The following is a 17,638-nucleotide window of genomic DNA, read 5'->3' as shown; positions in this document are numbered from 1 at the left end:
ATGAGCGAGCTAGCCGGCAGATTGACGCAAACCATGGGCTTCCTGTTGCTGCCCGACTTCGCGCTGATGTCCTATGCTTCTGCAACCGAGCCGTTGCGCGCCGCCAACCTGCTTGCCGGCCAGTTTCTCTATGATGTCAGGCCGCTATCCCTGGATGGAGCCGCGGTCGCGAGTTCATCGGGCGCCGTCGTCCCTTGCCAGCGTCTCGATCAATCGTTGCTGCACACGATTTTCGTATGCGCAGGTGGAAATCCCTCGAGCTTGGGATCCGCAGCGCTTTACGCGGCTCTTCGTCAGCTGTCGCGAAGCGGCGTCCGGCTAGGAGGAATTTCAGGCGGACCTTACATCCTGGCGGCAGCGGGACTCCTCGACGGGCGGGATTTTACCATCCACTGGGAGCACGCGGCGGCGCTGATCGAGGCCTTCCCTCATCTTGCTCCAAGGCAGGCTCGCTTCGTGCTCGACGGAAACCGTATCACCTGCGGGGGCGGCGTGGCGCCATTGGACATGATGCATGCCCTCATCGCCGACCGGATGGGCGCAGATTTTGCCCGACGCGTCAGCGATTGGTATCTTCACACCCAAGTAGCCGAGCCGGCCGCACCGCAACGCGCCTCGGCCGCGGAGCGTTTCGGGGTCAATCATCCCGTCCTGCTGAACATACTGGAGAAGATGGAGGCTGCGATCGAGCAGCCGCTCGATCGCTCGCAGATGGCCATCTATGCGGGCGTCAGCCAGCGCCACCTGGACCGCCTTTTCTCCCAACATCTCAATGCAGGATACCTAGAGGTCTATCGAAACTTGCGGCTGGCACACGCCCGACGATTGCTGCAGCAGAGCCCGCTGTCCGTGTCCGAGATCGCATTCGCCACTGGCTTCTCCAGCGCATCACACTTTTCACGCACCTATGCAACCCTGTTCGGTAAGACTCCAAAAAAAGAGCGCCGATAATTGGCCGTCGCGATCAAGCCTTACCCAGCAGTGCCGAAGCAGTTACGACAAATTCTTCGATTTGCGTGACTTCGTTCGTCGTCAACCCGGAAAACTCATTCTCCCTCGCCGCTTTGAAAGCGAATCGTTATTCTGCCAAAGGAAACCGAAGTGAATGTTGAGCGTTCGCTCCGGCATGTCGATGATATTCTCGACTCCGGACCGGAATGTGTCGAGGTTGCGAAGGAAGTTCGTCTCGTTCGGCAGTCCAGGCGGCATCTGCGATCGGCGCGATGAAGATCCGCACCGATCGCGAGCATCACCTCATCAGAGCAACCAAACGGAAGTTGCCAGGAGATGCCGTTAATTCACGGTCCGCAAGGATCAGGATTGCCATCATCTGCCGCACACGTCCGAAGACATCGCGTCAGGCATCTCGGCTTCCGAGAATCCATATTTCTGCAGTATCTTCAGGAGTGCGCCGTCTGTCTTCATCGCCTTCAACTGCACATTATAGGCATCACGAAAGTCGGCATCCTCCTGGCGGAATGCGACGGCTGCGTAGTTGAAATGCGGTTGGCCCGAAGCGTCCCGCTTGGCGACAAAGGGGACAGCGCGCTCAATGCCCCTGGTTTTGAGATCATCATAGAGAGCCGCAATAGAGGCCGCCGTCGCCGACACCGCATCAACCCGGCCGGCGATCAGCGCCGAGATCGCGGCCTGATTATCGGGAAACAGGATCTGCCGGTCCTTGGGCACCCCGGCAGCCAATGCATCCGCGGCCGTACTAAAGCCGCGAGCCGTTGCAATTGTCGCAGCCGAGTTCTTGGCGACATCCTCATAGCTGTGCAAGTTCTTGGGATTGCCGGTCTTCACCAGCAGAGCATCCGTCATTTTGATGTCGGGATCACCGAATGCCACAAGCCGGCAGCGCTCGGGGGTGACGAACAGCCCGGCAGTCACGGCGTCGGCCCGGTGTGCCTGGAGTGCGGGGATCAGGGCAGAAAACTCTGTGCTGACAGCCTCGAGTTTCCCTATGCCCATCCGCCCGAGCGCTGTCCGAAGCACATCGACGGCGAACCCGTGAAACTCCCCCTTCTCGTCGGTTACTCCCCAGGGCACCTGGTTATAGACCGCCACGCGCGCCGAACCGGTGCGGAGAGCCTGCTGGTATGCGGTTTCCGCATGTACCGAGCTCACCGTAACCACCCCAAGCGCGACCGCGCCCCAGGAGCGCAAACCAAATGATGTCAACAAGCCCATATCCGCCTCCGCCTCTTTTGTTGACGACTACGCTATACCTGGTATACCGTCTGGTCAACGCAGCCGAGGTGTTCGAGCACCGGGTCAGAAAGGTCAGCAATGATAGCGAGTTTACAGGCGCACGAAGTGGGACGGCGAATTGAAAAGCTGCGCGGTGAAATGGCGCGCCTGTCGATCGACGCTTTCGTTTTGACGGATCAGTCCAACTTCGAATATTTCACCGGCTACAGGTCGTTGTTCTGGGCCTCCAAATCGCGTCCGTTTTTTGCGGTAATCTTTGCGGACGACAATGCACCACTCATCATTGCGAGCACAGCCGAGGCGCGGACACTTAATCAGTCTGTCGGCATGCCGGCGAACCTGCGCGTCGAATTTTACACCGGGTTCATCGAGGCGGGCCTCGCAAAGCTGATGGACAGTGTCGCGCCCAGACTTCCCGTTTCGGGAGTGATTGGCCTCGATTATGGCAACGACCATTTCGGGCGCGGATCGCTGACACTCCCCGAGATGTGGCACGCGCGTCGGCAAGACATCGAGATCATCGACGGATCGGACACGATCTGGACCGTGCGCATGATCAAATCGGAATATGAAATCGAGCTGAAGCGGCGGGCAATGAAAGTCGCCACTGATGCGTTCTTTACGTGTCTTGAGACGCTTCGGATTGGAGACACAGAGGAGCAGTTCGCCACGTCCCTGAAGCGCGAGATGCTTGCTCAAGGCGCGGAGAGCGTGCCGTGGCTGCCGGTCCGCTTCGGCCGAGCAGACATGGCTTATAGCCTTAGACCCACGACGAGACAGCTGACGGAAAACGATTACATCTGGGTCGATATCGGATGTGTCCGCGAGGGCTACATGTCTGACGTCAATCGCATCGCCAAGGCCGGCACGGTCACGGGTGAAGAACAGGAAGCCTACAGGACTATTCGAAAGCTCACGCTCGACATTCTGCATTCCATCCGGCCCGGGATGACGGGAGGCGATGTGTATAGAAATTGCGAGAGGCTCGCCTCCTTAACGCCATTTGGGGCCCCGGCAGCCGCGGCATCTCGGATTGGACACGGCTCGGGTATCGATCTCACTGAACCGCCCTCAATCATGGCGGCCTCCAAGGAGGTGATCAGACCCGGGATGATCATTCACATAGAGCCCAAATATGAGACCCAGCTCGGCGTCTTCCAGCTCGAGGAGGTTGCTGTGGTACGCGAGTCGGGGGTCGAAATGCTGACCCTAGCTGCGCCCGAGACGCTTCCGACGCTGAAGGTGCATAAGGGCAGCGTGCAAACCGAGTTGGTGCCCTAGACCTGCAGAGCCGGATCGCGGACGAGCGGACACTGGAGGTGGTGCTCTGTCGCCGATACGAATGTCTAGAGGCAGCCTTCGCGCCGACGAGCGAAGGCTACCTTGCGGCCAGCCGGTCCTTGGGACGGTACATGTTCGTGGACAAAGACGATTATAAACTGGAGACGTTTCGGCGAAGACGGTGCCGATGTTCAAGACCTCGAATGTCTGGAGCGGAAGGTGGAGCGGGTACACACTACGCGCTACGTGCGCCCTAATACACGGACATCCGTCAAGAACATGATTCTGGCGAGGATCTCTCTTCAGGATCTTGCCGCGGTTGGGCCGTTCCTTGAGCCGGTCATGCTGCGAGAACGTCTGGTTCTCCACGAACCGAAAAAGCCCCTCGAATACGTCTATTTCATTGAATCGGGCCTTGTTTCCTTAAGAATTATTGCTGAGGGGAGCATGCTTGAAACGGCACTGATCGGATACCGCGGTGCGGTCGGGGCTTCATTCTTGCTCGGTGGGCATTGCTCGACCCATCAATCGGTCGTGCTGTTTCCCGGAATCGCGCACAGAATTCGCGTTGACGATTTGCGCAAGGCGATGAATGAACGCCCGGAAATCCAGGAGCATCTCTCTCGCTATGTGCAAGCGCTGAGCTTGCATTGTGCTCAGATGGCTTTGTGCGGCGTTCGGCATAACCTGGAAAAGCGGCTTGCATCCTGGCTCTGCCTGGCGAGCGATGCGATCGACTCTCATGTCCTGCCAACCACCCATGACTACCTTTCGTCAGTCCTGGGATTGCGCCGCGCCGGGGTAACGGAGACACTAAACCGCTTCGAGGATAAAGGCTTGATTCGCAAGTCACGCGGCGTCCTGCAGATCGACGACCGCAAGCACCTCGGGCAAAGGGCGTGTTGCTGCTATAAGCTCATCTCCAATGCTTATGCCTCGCCCGATGCCAGCATTCCGATAGCGGCACCAGCGGATTAGCAAATTCGCGCAAGGTTCCGATTTGCTCAGATTGCAAGACAGCCCTTCATCGAAGGGGCCTGCAGGGCAAAGTTATGGGGACCTTAAACGGCGAAAGAGGCCCCAAATTCGGGAGCCTCTTTCAAAGATGTTTGGACTCAGGTAACGACCCAAAGGCAAAAGTCGCAACGCGCCATCCTGATCGACGTCAAGGAGGGAACCAACGGGGCAATCCTCAAATACTGTCCGAACGATTACGGCCGCGGACTGTGGCAAATCCGTTCAATCCAAACTCATCTCGCTTTAGTTGGTACAAGACCAGGGTCCGACGTGTCACGTCAACATTGGTGACCAGCATGCGATTGAAGCCAGTGGAACCGTGAATCCTGCTTTGGCTCGGTCCAGGACAACCATCGTTTCCAAGCGCTTGATGTCCGGATTTTGGCGTACAAGACGCCGGGTAAACATCTCATATTCTTCCAAATCATTTGCTGTGACAAGCAGGGCGAAGTCGGCGCGGCCGGTCACATGGAATCCGCTCATCACCTCTGGCATCCTGCAGATTGCTCTCTTGAAGCGATCGACGATGTCAGCCCGAGCGCGCTCAAGATAAACGAGAACCAATACGGTCACGCTCCGTCCGATCGCCTTTGGAGAGATGATCGAAACATCTGCCTCTATGATGCCTTCCGATCGCAAGCGCTTCAATCGACGCTGAACTCCAGATGCAGACAAGCCGACCTTCGCGGCGAGTTCTTCGCTGCTCAAGCGATTATTGCGTTGCATGAGGTCAAGAAGACGAGCATCGATTTTGTCGAGTTCCATGGCTGCGCTGCGGCCAACAGAGCGTGCTTCCCTGGTCCAGGCATACGATGTGATTCCGTTAGCACCTGTCATTGCCCACCTCCTCTCTCATGAACACGAATGCGCGGCTTGGCCGACAATGTTCGCAATTGTTCGAAGGCCCAAGGAATCATTGGACAGAGGAACACCTCTCATGGTGCATTTTGACCGAAGCGCGCCAGCGCTTTGATCGAGCTCCTCCGGTGGAAATTCCGGTTGGGCGAACTGCCCCGGCCCATCGCAGCGTCGAACTCGCTATTCGTCACTTGCCATTTCTTCGTCAACCCTGGATCGATTCCACTTCAGCTCATCGCGCTTTGGCAAACTCACGTAGGGTTCTGATTTCCCTCTTGCGGCCAAAGGCTGGCTGCCTCGTCGACACGAGCCGATGGCGCAACGGTCGATCGCGGCGTCGCAGGTAAACCAGCAACGTCTCCTGCCAGTGTGATTTCAACCTTGCGACCGTTTTCCACGAGGCTGTATGCGCAAAATCTTGTCATCCGCCAAGAACCGGAACGACCGACGAGTTCAACCGGACGACTGGTCGGCTGAACAGAGGAAGAGATAAGTCGGCACATCGGGTGCACAGGACCCAAGCCAGATATCGGATGATCTGACTGAACGCGAATTGGGTTGAAAACGGTGCCATGAGCCCTCCGTCAGGCGGTCAGTGCTCTTCCCCCAGGTCTGGCGATCGGAAGAACATCGGTACATACCCCTTCGAACAGTTCTGCGGCCATACCTATCGTCTCACCCAAGGTTGGATGCGGATGAATCGTCCTGCCAATATCGACCGCATCGGCTCCCAGCTCAATCGCCAGGCATATCTCCCCGATCATATCCCCGGCATGCGGCCCAACGATTACTCCCCCGACCACGCGATGAGTCTCGGTATCGAAGACAAGCTTCGTCATCCCGTACGGCACGCCAGACGCGATCGCGCGACCTGAAGCGGCCCAGGGAAACTTGACGGATTTCACGCTCCGTTGCGCGGCCATGGCATCTTTTTCCGACAGGCCCACCCATGCAATTTCCGGATCGGTATAGGCCACGCTGGGGATAACGCTGGCATCGAAATAGCTCTTCTGACCGGCCGCGGCTTCGGCCGCAACATGCCCCTCGTGCACAGCCTTGTGAGCCAGCATCGGTCCCCCCACGATATCGCCTATCGCGAAGATGTTTGGGACGGATGTTCGCATTTGCTTGTCTACCGCCAAGAAGCCGCGCTGATCAGGCTCAAGTCCGATGGAAGACAGTCCAAGTGCATCACTGTTGGGCGTTCGTCCTGCCGATTGAAGCACGAGGTCGTAAGAATGCCTCTCCAGGACCCCACCTTTTATCGTGACGACGACTTCATCATTGACGATCTCGGCGCTTTCCACCGAGGCACCCAGCCAGACGTGATCAAAGCGATGAGCATTTCTCTTGCGCCAGATCGCAACCGCATCAGGATCGACGCCGGACAACAGCTCGGGCAGACGCTCGACGACATCGACACGAGCGCCGAGCGCGCTGTACACCGTGGCCATCTCAAGGCCGATGATCCCACCGCCGATCACCAGCATCCGGCGAGGCACTTCTCTTAGCTGAAGAGCGCCCGTGGAATCGACGATGCGCGGATCCTTCGGCATCATGGGTAATCGGACGGCCGAGGATCCCGCCGCAATCACACATGTCTTGAATCCAACGGCCCGGGTCTCGCCGCCGCCCGATGTGACGCTTAAGCGGATCGGCGATTCGAATTTGGCCGATCCGTGCACGATCTCGACTTTTCGTGCCTTCGCCATCTGGCTCAACCCATCCGTCAGACGTTTTACCGTAGCGCTTTTGAAGGATCTGAGTGCATCAAGGTCGATGACGGGGGGATCAAATCGGATGCCGCTTGAAGCGATCCGCTGGGCCTCCTCTTTCACGCCGGCAACGTGGAGCAGCGCCTTCGAAGGGATACAGCCAACGTTCAGACAAACGCCGCCGAGGACATCGTAACGTTCAATCAGGGCAACTTTCATTCCGAGATCAGCGGCACGGAACGCCGCTGAGTAGCCGCCCGGCCCTGCCCCGACCACCACGAGGTCGAACTCGGCAGCAAGCTGGGGGTCGTGCGACTTCAACTGCACCGCCACTCGATCCTCCGCAGACGCAGGCTTTGAGCCCACGATCTTGGCGATCACAGTTCCCTGCGAAACTTTGTCGCCAACCTTGACCGTGACAGACTCGATCCTGCCGGCCGAGGGCGACGGGATCTCCATGGTCGCCTTCTCGGATTCGACGGTCAGGAGAGCCTCGTCCTCGACAATGATCTGACCTGTTTTGATCAGCACTTCAATGACCGCGACATCCTTGAAGTCACCGATATCGGGCACGCGAATCTCGGATATTTGGGTCATGACTGATCCTCAGAGCGCAAACCGACGCAGGTCACTGATGGCAGCGGCGACGAAGCTTAAGAATTTCGCTGCTGCAACACCATCGACGACCCGATGATCCCAGGACAGACTGATGGGCAGGATCAGCCTCGGCTTGAAAGCGTTCCCGTCCCAGATTGCCTCGGTCGCCGATCGTCCCGCGCCAAGGATTGCCACTTCAGGGGCATTGATAATCGGTGTAAATCCGCAGCCGCCGACACCGCCCAGCGAAGATACCGAGAAACAGCCGCCCTGCATGTCTCCTATGGGAAGGGTTCCCGAGACTGCCTTGTCGGCCAATGCGCGCATCTCCGCTGCGATCTCGAAGAGCCCCTTTCTGTCGCAATCCCTGATAACCGGCACCATGAGGCCGTTCGGCGTGTCGACGGCGAATCCGATGTGAACATACTTTTTCAGAACGAGCTCTTCACCGTCCAGCGATGAATTGAATCGCGGGAATGCCTTGAGCGCGAGCGCGGAAGCCTTGATAAGAAGAGAGACCATGGTGAGCTTGGCACCCTGTCCTCCCCCGTCGTTCACGCTCTGACGGAATGCCTCAGCATCTGTCACGTCGGCCTTGTCGAAGTTCGTGACATGAGGAATGACATGCCAGTTCCGCGACAGGTTCGCGCCGGCGATCTTCTGAATTCTCGATAGCGCAGCACGCTCGACCGGACCGAACTTTGCGAAGTCCACCTTGGGCCATTCGGCAAGCCCACCACCGCCTGCCATCAGCTGCGGAGACGCAGCTGAACCGAGCCCCCGCTTGACATATGCGGCAACGTCCTGCCGCAGGATCCGTCCTTTTGCGCCGCTCGGCGTCACCTTCCCGAGATCCACACCCAGCTCGCGCGCGAACGCCCTGACCGACGGCGTGGCATGCGCCATAGCGTCCGCATTGGACGCTGCCGGCTCAAGCCGGCTCTTCTCCGCGGGTTTGGGAGCCGGGGTTGGCGCAGCAGCGGCCGGAATTGGCTCGATCGTGGCAGGCTCAGCGGGAGGATTGGCCGAGGAGGCCTGCTGGTCGAGCAGCATGAGTGGGCTGCCTTGCGAAACCCGACTGCCGACCGCCACCTTCAGCTCCCGTATCACGCCCGCGAACGGAGATGGCACTTCCATCGTGGCCTTGTCTGATTCGATTGAGAGCAACGGCGTGTCGATCGAAACGGAATCGCCGACCTTTACGTTGATCTCGATGACCGGCACATCTTTATAGTCGCCGATGTCCGGCAGAACGACATCCACCTGTCTCGTCATGGTGAGCTCCTCCTCAGACGGACCACGGCGAAGGAGCGCCAACCGCTACGCCATAACGCGAAATCGCGTCCGCGACCTGCTGCCTGTCGATCACGCCGGAACGCGCCAGAGCAGATAGGGCGGCAACCACCACTTGATGGCGATCGACCTCGAAAAACGCTCTGAGCGCCGCGCGCGTGTCACTGCGGCCAAACCCGTCGGTGCCCAAAACGGTGAAGGGAGCTTCAATATAGGGCGCAATGAGCTGGGGATATGCGCGCACATAGTCGGATGCTGCGATGACGGGCACCTGGCCCGGCAGGCACGTGGCCACGTGGCTCGCAACCGGTTCCGTCAACGGATTGAGGCGATTTCGTCTTTCGACTTCGCGCGCATCGCGCGCAAGCTCGGAGAAACTGGTGGCGGACCAGAACTCGCAGGCAATGCCCCACTCGCTCTCCAGCATCTTGCCGGCCTGGATCACCTCAGGCAGGATCGCGCCAGAGCCCACCAATCGTACGCTCGGCAGGTCTGCCTTCTTCGCGCTGTGCGCAAAACGGTACAGGCCCTTGACGATATCCGCCTCGATGCCCTGCGGCATCGACGGCTGCGAATAGTTCTCGTTCATGACCGTCAAGTAGTAGAATTCATCACGGTCCTCCTCGAGCATGGCCCGCATGCCGTGGTCGAGGATCACTGCGACTTCGTAGGAGAACGCCGGATCGTACGCTCTACAGTTGGGAACGGTCGCCGCCACGACGTGACTGGATCCGTCCTGATGCTGGAGCCCTTCGCCGCCGAGAGTGGTGCGTCCCGCGGTGGCGCCGATCAAAAAGCCCCGCGAACGCTGATCAGCCGCGGCCCAAATGAGGTCGCCAACACGCTGAAATCCGAACATCGAATAGTAGATATAGAACGGTAGCAGCTTCAAACCGTGCACGCTGTACGAGGTGGCCGCGGCGGTCCAGGACGAAATCGCCCCCGCTTCGGTGATCCCCTCTTCGAGCAGTTGGCCGTCGACTGCTTCCTTGTAGTAGAGCATCGAACCGGCATCTTCCGGTTCGTACAGCTGCCCGACCGGCGAATAGATCCCAACCTGTCTGAACAGGTTTGCCATTCCGAACGTTCGCGCTTCGTCCGCGACAATGGGCACGACCCGCGGGCCGACCTGCTTATCCTTGAGCAGATTGGAAAACAGCCGCACCACGGCCATCGTGGTCGACATTTCCTTGCCGTCGCTTTTCAGAGCAAACTCGGCGTAGCTCTCGAGTTCGGGGACGCGGACCGACGGTGCTGTTCGTTTCCTGGACGGAAGAAATCCGCCGAGCGCCTCGCGGCGTTGCCGCAGATACTTCAGCTCGGCGCTGTTCTCTTCCGGCCGATAGAACTCAAGGCGCTCGACCTGTTCATCGCTCAATGGAAGAGAGAACCGATCCCGGAAGGCATAGAGTGCATCGACATCCAGTTTCTTCGCCTGGTGGGAGGTCATGCGCGACTCGCCGGCACCTCCCATGCCGAAGCCCTTTTTGGTCTTCGCGAGAATGACCGTGGGCCTGCCTTTTGTGGCCTTGGCAGCGGCAAAGGCAGAAAACAGTTTGCGGAAGTCGTGACCGCCTCGCCGAAGCGCGTCGACCTCTCCGTCCGACATGTGAGAGACCAATGCTCGCACTTCCGGATCTTCGTCAAAGAAGTTCGCCAGATTGTACGCGCCGTCCTTTGCGCCCAGGGTCTGATACTTGCCATCGACGGTTGCGGCAAAGCGGCGAAGCAGCGCGTGTTCGGTGTCGCGGGCGAAGATATGATCCCATTCCGATCCCCACAGGACCTTGATCACGCCCCAGCCGGCGCCGCGAAACAGCATCTCCAGCTCCTGGATGACCTGACCGTTGCCGCGAACCGGCCCATCGAGGCGCTGAAGGTTGCAGTTGATGATGAAGGTGAGGTTGTCCAGACCCTCGCGCGCGGCAATCGAAAGCCCCGCGATCGATTCCGGCTCGTCCATCTCTCCGTCGCCGAACACGCCCCAGACATGGCGGTTCTCCGTTTCAGCCAGGCCCCTGTTCTGGAGATACCTCATGAAGCGGGCCTGGTAGACGGCACTGATCGGCCCGATGCCCATCGAGCCGGTCGGCACCTGCCAGAAATCTGGCATCAGCCATGGGTGGGGATAGGAGGATAGTCCACTGCCGGTCAGCTCCTGGCGATAATGCTTGAGGTGCTGCTCCGTCAGGCGACCTTCCAGAAACGCGCGCGCGTAGACGCCTGGCGATGAGTGCGGTTGAAAGTAGACGATGTCTCCGCCTGATCCGCCGTTTGAGGCACGAAAAAAGTGATTGAAGCCGAGCTCGAAGATTTCAGCCGCCGAGGCGTAGCTCGCGATGTGCCCGCCAAGCTCGCCATAGGCCTTGTTGGCGCGGACGACCATGGCCAACGCGTTCCAGCGTATGATGGCCGTGATGCGCGTTTCGATGTCGATGTCGCCTGGATATGGCGGTTGCGATTCCAGCGGGATGGAATTGCGATAAGGAGAGAAGGGTGGCGCCGCCGAGATGACGCCGAGCTCCTTTGCCCGCGTGTCCAGTGCCGAAAGGACAAAGCGAGCCCGCTCGGCACCGCCATTGCGGTACAGCGTCGCCAGGGAGGCCAACCAGTCTGCCGTTTCCGAAGGGTCGGCGTCGACGGCCGCGGACGCCACGGCCTGGCGAATCTTCTCGACATCGTGAATCATGGAGGTCTGCCACTCTCGTGAATACGAAAGCTCTCCTAGCACTCCATGCAAGAGCAGGTCATACCGAAGACCTTGCGAAACAGCCTTTAAACAGCTAGTTATGCTGCTTCCATAGACCCATTCAGCACGTCATGCCGATTCAAGAACTGGACGCGATCGACCTCAAAATACTCAAGCACTTGCAGCGTGACGCCAGCCTGTCGAATGTAGAGCTGGCGGCACGGGTCGGCCTTTCGCCGTCTCCCTGCCTGGCGCGTGTCAAGCAACTCGAGGCGTCCGGCGTCATCTTGCGTCGTGTTGCGCTACTCGATCCGGTGCGTTTCGGCTCCGCTCTCAGTGTCTTCATTCATGTGGCGCTCGAGAAACAAACGGAGCCAAAACTTCAGGCCTTCGAGAAATCCATGGCGAACTTGCCGGAGGTGATGGAATGCTACCTGATGTCCGGCGACTCGGACTATTTGGTGCGCGTTGTGGTGCGAGACGTGGTTGCCCTGCAGCAATTCATCGTCGAGAAGCTAGCCAAGACCTCTGGCGTCGCGAATATCCGATCGAGCTTCGCGCTCAAGCAGGTCAAATACAACACCGAACTCCCGATCGAGACGCTGGTGAATCTCAAGCCTGGCAAATCAGGGGCGCGAAAGCCACGATGACCGCCAGCCGTGCGCTTTTTACTCCGCGCAAGGCGAAGAGATGGAGGGTCTGCGTTTCACGTGATCGGCACTCAATATGCCCGCTGCGAGCTCAAGGCGTCGGTCGGATCCTGCGACATCAGTGTCGAGCGACGGCCCTCGACAAGACGAGTTCGTAACACGTTCCGAATTGCTCTGTGGCTGGAACGCCCCCGCGAAATGAAAAAGCCCGGCACCTTGAGGATGCCGGGCGGAGCTTGCGCCAAAGTAATAGTCCGAGGCGCTTTCCGGGAGGGACCGGAAATCGATGATCAGATGTCCAAGGTGTGATCGCGCTCCCACTTGGTCAGGTGGCGCGTGAAGCTGCACCATTCTTCGTGCTTGAGCTTTAAAAATGCGTCGACGAAGGAATTGCCGAGCCGATCGCGCAGGACTTGCGATTCTTCGAGCGCCCGCAACGCGTCGAGAAGATTGAGCGGAAGGCGCTTTGCATCCTTCACGGACGCGCCCTCGGTATACATGTTGATGTCGAGACGCTTGCCGGGATTGCGCTTGTTCTCGATGCCGTCCAGTCCGGCCGCCATCACGCAAGCGGGAAGAAGGTATGGATTGGCGGCACCGTCCGCCAGACGAAATTCGAACCGCCCGGCATCGGGCACGCGGATCATGTGCGTGCGGTTGTTTCCCGCATATGTGATGGTGTTGGGTGCCCAGGTGGCGCCGGAGACGGTCCGCGGGGCATTGATCCTCTTGTACGAATTGACCGTCGGATTGGTAATGGCGCACAACGCATCCGCATTGTGGATGACCCCACCGATGAATGCGTAGCCCAAACTCGACAGACCAAGCTCGTCGCCGCCATCGGCAAATACGTTGTCTTCTCCCTTCCAGAGAGAGACATGCATGTGACAACCGGAGCCCGTGAGATCGATAAAGGGCTTGGGCATGAAGGTTGCGCGCAAGCCGTGCTTTTCAGCCAGCGTCCGAACCATGTACTTGAAGAACACATGGCGATCTGCCGTTACGAGAGCGTCATCGTAATGCCAGTTCATCTCGAACTGACCGTTGGCGTCCTCGTGATCGTTCTGGTATGCGCCCCACCCCAGGGTCAGCATCGCGTCGCATATTTCGCGGATCACGGGAAACTGCCGCATCAACGCCGATTGGTCGTAGCACGGCTTGGACGCGTTATCCGCAAGATCGCTGATGGTTTCGCCCGAGGGCGTGATCAGGAAATATTCGCATTCCACTCCGGTCTTGACCTGGAAATCCTGCTTCGCCGCCGCGCGGATCACGGATTTCAGGATATTGCGGGGGCCCTGAGCCACTGGCTCGCCTCCCATATAGAGATCCGATGCAAGCCAGCCCACCTCCGGATTCCAGGGAAGCTGGATCAAGCTGTGGGGATCCGGAATTGCGAACATGTCGGCGTCCGCGGGTGACATGTCCAGCCAGGTCGCAAATCCGGCGAAGCCGGCGCCGGCGGCCACCATGCCCGAGATCGCCGGAGCAGGAACCAGCTTGGCACGAAGGCCCCCGAACAGATCGACGTAGGAGACGAGGAAATACTTTATTCCTCGCTCCCTGGCGATTTCCGACAGATCGGCTGCCCGCGACGATCCAGATGCTGGCGATGTCATCTTGTTCATGTGTTTCCCCCTCGACTCCGTTGCGTTACAGGCCGGGTATCCAGTTCGTCCCTGCAAGGGGCACGCGGGCCATCGCCGCCGCCTCAACGGTTAGCGCGACGAGATCTTCCGGTTCGAGGTTGTGCAAATGGCTCTTGCCACAGGCCCGCGCGATCGTCTGCGCCTCGAGCGTCAGCACGGAGAGATAGTTGGCCAATCGGCGTCCCGCCTTCACCGGGTCGAGGCGGGCCGTCAAAACGGGATCCTGGGTCGTGATGCCGGCGGGATCCTTGCCTTCATGCCAATCGTCATATGCGCCGGCGGTGGTGCCGAGCGCCTGATATTCGCTCTCGAGCGATGGATCGTTGTCGCCCAGAGCGACCAGTGCCGCGGTGCCAATTGCGACAGCATCGGCGCCAAGAGCGAGAGCCTTGGCGACGTCCGCTCCGGTGCGGACGCCACCCGAGACGATCAGTTGAACCTTGCGATGGAAGCCGAGATCCTGCAGCGCCTGCACGGCCGGCCGAATGGAACCCAGGATCGGAAGCCCGACATTCTCGATGAATACGTCCTGGGTGGCGGCCGTGCCGCCCTGCATGCCATCGAGAACCACGACGTCTGCACCGGCCTTCACAGCGAGCGACGTGTCATAGTAGGGACGGGATGCCCCGACTTTCACATAGATCGGCTTTTCCCAATCGGTGATCTCGCGCAGTTCCTCGATCTTGATCTCCAGATCGTCGGGCCCGGTCCAATCCGGGTGACGGCACGCCGAGCGCTGATCGATTCCTTTTGGGAGGGTTCTCATCGCAGCGACGCGATCGGAGATTTTCTGTCCTAGCAGCATGCCGCCGCCACCCGGCTTGGCACCCTGCCCGATGACGACTTCGATCGCATCCGCCTTGCGGAGATCGTCGGGATTCATTCCGTAACGTGAAGGAAGATACTGGTACACAAGGAGCGACGAATGTTCACGCTCTTCCGCCGTCATTCCTCCGTCACCGGTCGTGGTCGACGTTCCGATCGCGGAGGCACCTCGACCCAACGCCTCCTTGGCCGGTCCTGACAGAGCGCCGAAGCTCATCCCGGCAATCGTCACCGGCGTCTTCAGGGTAATGGGCTTCTTGGCGAAGCGCGAGCCCAACGTCACGTCGGTCCCGCACTTCTCCCGGTAGCCTTCGAGGGGATAACGCGAAATCGACGCGCCGAGAAAAAGCAGATCGTCAAAATGCGGCAGCGCTCGCTTGGTGCCCCCGCCGCGAATGTCGTAGATGCCGGTTGCGGCAGCTCGCCTGATCTCGGCGAGCACATGAGGGGAGAAAGTGCTCGAGAACCGCGGGAGCGTTTGCGGAGCCGCCTTGGTATGCATGGTCATATCGGTGCCCCTCAATACGCGCCGGCATTGTCGACGTGGAAATTGTACAGCCGGCGCGCGGAGCCGTACCGCTTGAAGCTCGAAACATCGACCTCACCGGCAACGCCCAATTGCTTCAGCTTCTCGTGCAGCGCCGACTTGTGCTCGTCCTGCATCGGCTTCTCGATGCAATCCGCTCCGAGGCTGGCGACCGATCCCTGGACGAACAGGCGCGCCTCATACAGGGAATCTCCGAGATATTCTCCCGCGTTACCGAGGACGATCAGGTCTCCCGCCTGCCCCATGAAGGCGCTCATGTGGCCGATGCTGCCCTTGACGAGGATATCGATCCCCTTCATGGAAATGCCACATCGCGCCGCAGCATTGCCATCGATGATGAGCTTACCGCCCCGCCCGGTGGCGCCCGCGGCTTGGCTTGCATCGCCATGGACGTGGACCATTCCGGACATCATGTTCTCGGCGACACCGACGCCGGCGTTGCCGTTGACGATTACGGTCGCCTGCTGATTCATGCCGGCACAATAGTAGCCGACATGGCCGTCAATCTGGACCGTCATAGGAACGCGGATCCCGGCGGCGACCGCGTGCGCTCCATTCGGATTCTTGACGACCCAGCGCTTGGCGGCATCTGCTTCAGATGCTCCATGCAGGGCCGAATTAAGATCACGGAGCTTGATGCGCTCCAAATCGAAGACGTTGTCGCTGACCATCAGGTTCACGCCGCATGCTCCCAGAAGTAAACTGTGGCGGGCTCGGGCTCCCACAACTTCGCGTTCGCAATGCCGGGCAACGCCGCCAAGGCGCGATACTCCGATCCGAAAGCCACGTATTGGTCGGTCTCGGCCAGGATCGCCGGCTTGCAAGCAATTGGATCGCGGATGACACCGAAGCCGGATTCGGTTCCGACGACAAACGTGTAGAAGCCGTCGAGATCTGACAGACCCGCCTTCAATGCTTGGCCCAACGTTTCTCCCTTGCTCATCCGCCAAGTCAGGTAACCCGCGGCAACCTCGGAATCATTATCCGTTTCGAATTTCAGCCCTTCATGCTCAAGCCTGCGACGAAGGCCCGCGTGGTTCGACAGTGAGCCGTTGTGCACGAGACATTCGTCGACCCCGGTCGAGAACGGGTGAGCCCCTCGGGTGGTGACCGCAGACTCGGTCGCCATGCGGGTGTGACCGATGCCGTGCGAGCCGGTCATACGGGGAAGACCAAAGGAGTTCGCAACGTCCGAAGGCCAGCCGACGTCCTTGAACACCTCCATCCTGCGGCCGGCGCTGACGACACTCAGGCCGGCCGCGCTCCTCAGGGTGGAGCGCGCGAAGCCCTCGTCTGATGTCCGTACCGTGATGGTGGTGTGATTGAAGCGGCGGACCGGCCGCAGGTCATATTCGAGATGCGCCTCGATGTCCTTGATGGCGGATTGAGCGCTCTGCGGATTGACGTGGCTGAAGGTGATCTTGATGCCGGTCTGCGGGCCGGTGGAGTAGACGGCAAATCCGGCGCTGTCGGGCCCGCGGACGCACATGGTCCCAAGCATTCCAGACAATAGCGCTCCGAGATCCGGCTCGAGCTTCTTATCCTTTAAGAACAAGCCGACGATGCCGCACATGATTACCACCTCGCTGGTCAATCCAACGAAGTGATAGGGCCGGGTCACTTTTCTGTCAAGAAAAAAACTTTCGTGTCAGGAAACTAACCCGATTCCCGCGTATACACGATGATCGACAGATATGTCATAGGAACTTCAATGAGTTGGTCGGGTCCGTGAGCAGTCCGGGAGTCGAACATCAGGGAGTCGCCAGGGCTGAGTTCGTAAACCTGATCTCCGTGCCTGTATCCGACCTTACCGCTCAGCATGTAGATGAACTCAATACCTGCGTGCTGGAACCCGGTGAACGTCTGCGCGCCTTCTCGCAGCGTGATGAAGTATGGCTCCATGACGATGTCGCCGCGCAACGCATGTCCGAGCAGTTCGTAGACATGCCCCGACTTGCTGCCGCGTCGTTCGATGATGAGGCCTTTTCTCGCGGCCACGTACGAACAGTCCCCCCTCTCTTCGGACGCGGCGAACAACGAACTGATCGGCACGTTGACTGCGCCGGCAAGAGAGGCAATCGTCGCCAGCGACGGCGAGATTTGACCGTTTTCGATTTTCGAGAGCATGCCAACCGAAATGCCGGCCGTCTTCGCAAGGTCGGCAACGGACAGATCCTGAGACCTGCGGATCTGCTTGATCTGGCGCCCCAGAGCGCGCTCCAGTCTTCGTTCCGAAGCGGCCGGCGCGCCGGACCCGGTTGTAAAATCATCTTCAGACAAAGTGCACCCGCCGATTGCTCACG

Annotated in this window: 14 protein-coding genes; 4 read left to right on the top strand and 10 right to left on the bottom strand. The window is 59.4% G+C overall.

The genetic code is table 11. The features are described 5' to 3' along the window. Positions 1 to 951: a GlxA family transcriptional regulator gene (locus AAFG13_RS36475; protein ID WP_342709871.1), complete on the top strand. Its 951-nt coding sequence runs from the start codon at positions 1 to 3 to the stop codon at positions 949 to 951. A 375-nt stretch (positions 952 to 1,326) separates the two neighbouring features. On the opposite strand, the gene ehuB is transcribed toward AAFG13_RS36475, so the two are convergent. Continuing rightward, on the bottom strand, positions 1,327 to 2,193 hold the full coding sequence (gene ehuB, locus AAFG13_RS36470; protein WP_342709870.1) for an ectoine/hydroxyectoine ABC transporter substrate-binding protein EhuB: 867 nt from the start codon (positions 2,191 to 2,193) through the stop codon (positions 1,327 to 1,329). Between the two features lie 126 nt (positions 2,194 to 2,319). Between ehuB and AAFG13_RS36465 the strand changes: the two genes are divergently transcribed. Together AAFG13_RS36465 and AAFG13_RS36460 are read left to right on the top strand one after the other, a co-directional pair. Next, positions 2,320 to 3,495, top strand: coding sequence for a Xaa-Pro peptidase family protein (locus tag AAFG13_RS36465; RefSeq protein ID WP_342709869.1), 1,176 nt, complete (start codon positions 2,320 to 2,322; stop codon positions 3,493 to 3,495). A 279-nt stretch (positions 3,496 to 3,774) separates the two neighbouring features. Next, positions 3,775 to 4,473, top strand: a complete 699-nt coding sequence (locus AAFG13_RS36460) for a Crp/Fnr family transcriptional regulator (RefSeq protein ID WP_342709868.1) — start codon at positions 3,775 to 3,777, stop codon at positions 4,471 to 4,473. 312 nt (positions 4,474 to 4,785) lie between these two features. Here the strand turns inward: AAFG13_RS36460 and AAFG13_RS36455 are convergent, their stop codons facing one another. The 4 genes from AAFG13_RS36455 to mdeB all read right to left on the bottom strand — a co-directional run bounded on the left by AAFG13_RS36455 (position 4,786) and on the right by mdeB (position 11,664). Next, on the bottom strand, positions 4,786 to 5,277 hold the full coding sequence (locus tag AAFG13_RS36455; protein ID WP_342713473.1) for an Lrp/AsnC family transcriptional regulator: 492 nt from the start codon (positions 5,275 to 5,277) through the stop codon (positions 4,786 to 4,788). 677 nt (positions 5,278 to 5,954) lie between these two features. Continuing rightward, positions 5,955 to 7,682 carry a dihydrolipoyl dehydrogenase gene (gene lpdA / locus AAFG13_RS36450; RefSeq protein ID WP_342709867.1) on the bottom strand — a complete coding sequence of 576 codons (1,728 nt, stop codon included), beginning with the start codon at positions 7,680 to 7,682 and terminating at the stop codon, positions 5,955 to 5,957. Between the two features lie 9 nt (positions 7,683 to 7,691). Further along, positions 7,692 to 8,957 (bottom strand): 2-oxo acid dehydrogenase subunit E2, encoded by a 1,266-nt coding sequence (locus AAFG13_RS36445; RefSeq protein ID WP_342709866.1) that lies wholly within the window; start codon positions 8,955 to 8,957, stop codon positions 7,692 to 7,694. 13 nt (positions 8,958 to 8,970) lie between these two features. Continuing rightward, positions 8,971 to 11,664: an alpha-ketoglutarate dehydrogenase gene (gene mdeB, locus AAFG13_RS36440; protein WP_342709865.1), complete on the bottom strand. Its 2,694-nt coding sequence runs from the start codon at positions 11,662 to 11,664 to the stop codon at positions 8,971 to 8,973. 137 nt (positions 11,665 to 11,801) lie between these two features. Here mdeB and AAFG13_RS36435 point away from each other — a divergent pair, with 137 nt between their 5' ends. Continuing rightward, positions 11,802 to 12,314 (top strand): Lrp/AsnC family transcriptional regulator, encoded by a 513-nt coding sequence (locus AAFG13_RS36435; protein WP_342713471.1) that lies wholly within the window; start codon positions 11,802 to 11,804, stop codon positions 12,312 to 12,314. 290 nt (positions 12,315 to 12,604) lie between these two features. Here AAFG13_RS36435 and glnT read toward each other — a convergent pair whose 3' ends face one another. From glnT to AAFG13_RS36410, 5 genes are all read right to left on the bottom strand, one after another. Then, positions 12,605 to 13,933 carry a type III glutamate--ammonia ligase gene (gene glnT, locus AAFG13_RS36430; protein ID WP_342713470.1) on the bottom strand — a complete coding sequence of 443 codons (1,329 nt, stop codon included), beginning with the start codon at positions 13,931 to 13,933 and terminating at the stop codon, positions 12,605 to 12,607. 34 nt (positions 13,934 to 13,967) lie between these two features. After that, positions 13,968 to 15,296 carry an FMN-binding glutamate synthase family protein gene (locus AAFG13_RS36425; protein WP_342709864.1) on the bottom strand — a complete coding sequence of 443 codons (1,329 nt, stop codon included), beginning with the start codon at positions 15,294 to 15,296 and terminating at the stop codon, positions 13,968 to 13,970. Positions 15,297 to 15,307: 11 nt separating this feature from the next. After that, positions 15,308 to 16,006: a protein glxC gene (locus AAFG13_RS36420; RefSeq protein ID WP_342713469.1), complete on the bottom strand. Its 699-nt coding sequence runs from the start codon at positions 16,004 to 16,006 to the stop codon at positions 15,308 to 15,310. Between the two features lie 5 nt (positions 16,007 to 16,011). Next, positions 16,012 to 16,908, bottom strand: a complete 897-nt coding sequence (locus tag AAFG13_RS36415) for a glutamine amidotransferase family protein (protein ID WP_342713468.1) — start codon at positions 16,906 to 16,908, stop codon at positions 16,012 to 16,014. A gap of 83 nt (positions 16,909 to 16,991) precedes the next feature. Then, positions 16,992 to 17,615, bottom strand: a complete 624-nt coding sequence (locus tag AAFG13_RS36410) for an XRE family transcriptional regulator (protein ID WP_342709863.1) — start codon at positions 17,613 to 17,615, stop codon at positions 16,992 to 16,994. Between the last annotated feature and the right edge of the window lie 23 nt (positions 17,616 to 17,638).

This window comes from Bradyrhizobium sp. B124 (genome assembly GCF_038967635.1).
In the GTDB taxonomy this organism is placed as follows: Bacteria; Pseudomonadota; Alphaproteobacteria; order Rhizobiales; family Xanthobacteraceae; genus Bradyrhizobium.
Note: the sequence above shows the minus strand (reverse complement) of the source record. Positions and strands in the feature narration are given on the sequence as shown.

What these genes read in the sequence shown, in the direction of transcription:
- AAFG13_RS36475 (WP_342709871.1), top strand. Translation starts at nt 1, where the DNA reads ATGAGCGAGCTAGCCGGCAGATTGACGCAAACCATGGGCTTCCTGTTG.
- ehuB (WP_342709870.1), bottom strand. Translation starts at nt 2,193, where the DNA reads ATGGGCTTGTTGACATCATTTGGTTTGCGCTCCTGGGGCGCGGTCGCG.
- AAFG13_RS36460 (WP_342709868.1), top strand. Translation starts at nt 3,775, where the DNA reads ATGATTCTGGCGAGGATCTCTCTTCAGGATCTTGCCGCGGTTGGGCCG.
- AAFG13_RS36455 (WP_342713473.1), bottom strand. Translation starts at nt 5,277, where the DNA reads ATGGAACTCGACAAAATCGATGCTCGTCTTCTTGACCTCATGCAACGC.
- lpdA (WP_342709867.1), bottom strand. Translation starts at nt 7,682, where the DNA reads ATGACCCAAATATCCGAGATTCGCGTGCCCGATATCGGTGACTTCAAG.
- AAFG13_RS36445 (WP_342709866.1), bottom strand. Translation starts at nt 8,957, where the DNA reads ATGACGAGACAGGTGGATGTCGTTCTGCCGGACATCGGCGACTATAAA.
- mdeB (WP_342709865.1), bottom strand. Translation starts at nt 11,664, where the DNA reads ATGATTCACGATGTCGAGAAGATTCGCCAGGCCGTGGCGTCCGCGGCC.
- glnT (WP_342713470.1), bottom strand. Translation starts at nt 13,933, where the DNA reads ATGACATCGCCAGCATCTGGATCGTCGCGGGCAGCCGATCTGTCGGAA.
- AAFG13_RS36425 (WP_342709864.1), bottom strand. Translation starts at nt 15,296, where the DNA reads ATGACCATGCATACCAAGGCGGCTCCGCAAACGCTCCCGCGGTTCTCG.
- AAFG13_RS36420 (WP_342713469.1), bottom strand. Translation starts at nt 16,006, where the DNA reads ATGGTCAGCGACAACGTCTTCGATTTGGAGCGCATCAAGCTCCGTGAT.
- AAFG13_RS36415 (WP_342713468.1), bottom strand. Translation starts at nt 16,908, where the DNA reads ATGTGCGGCATCGTCGGCTTGTTCTTAAAGGATAAGAAGCTCGAGCCG.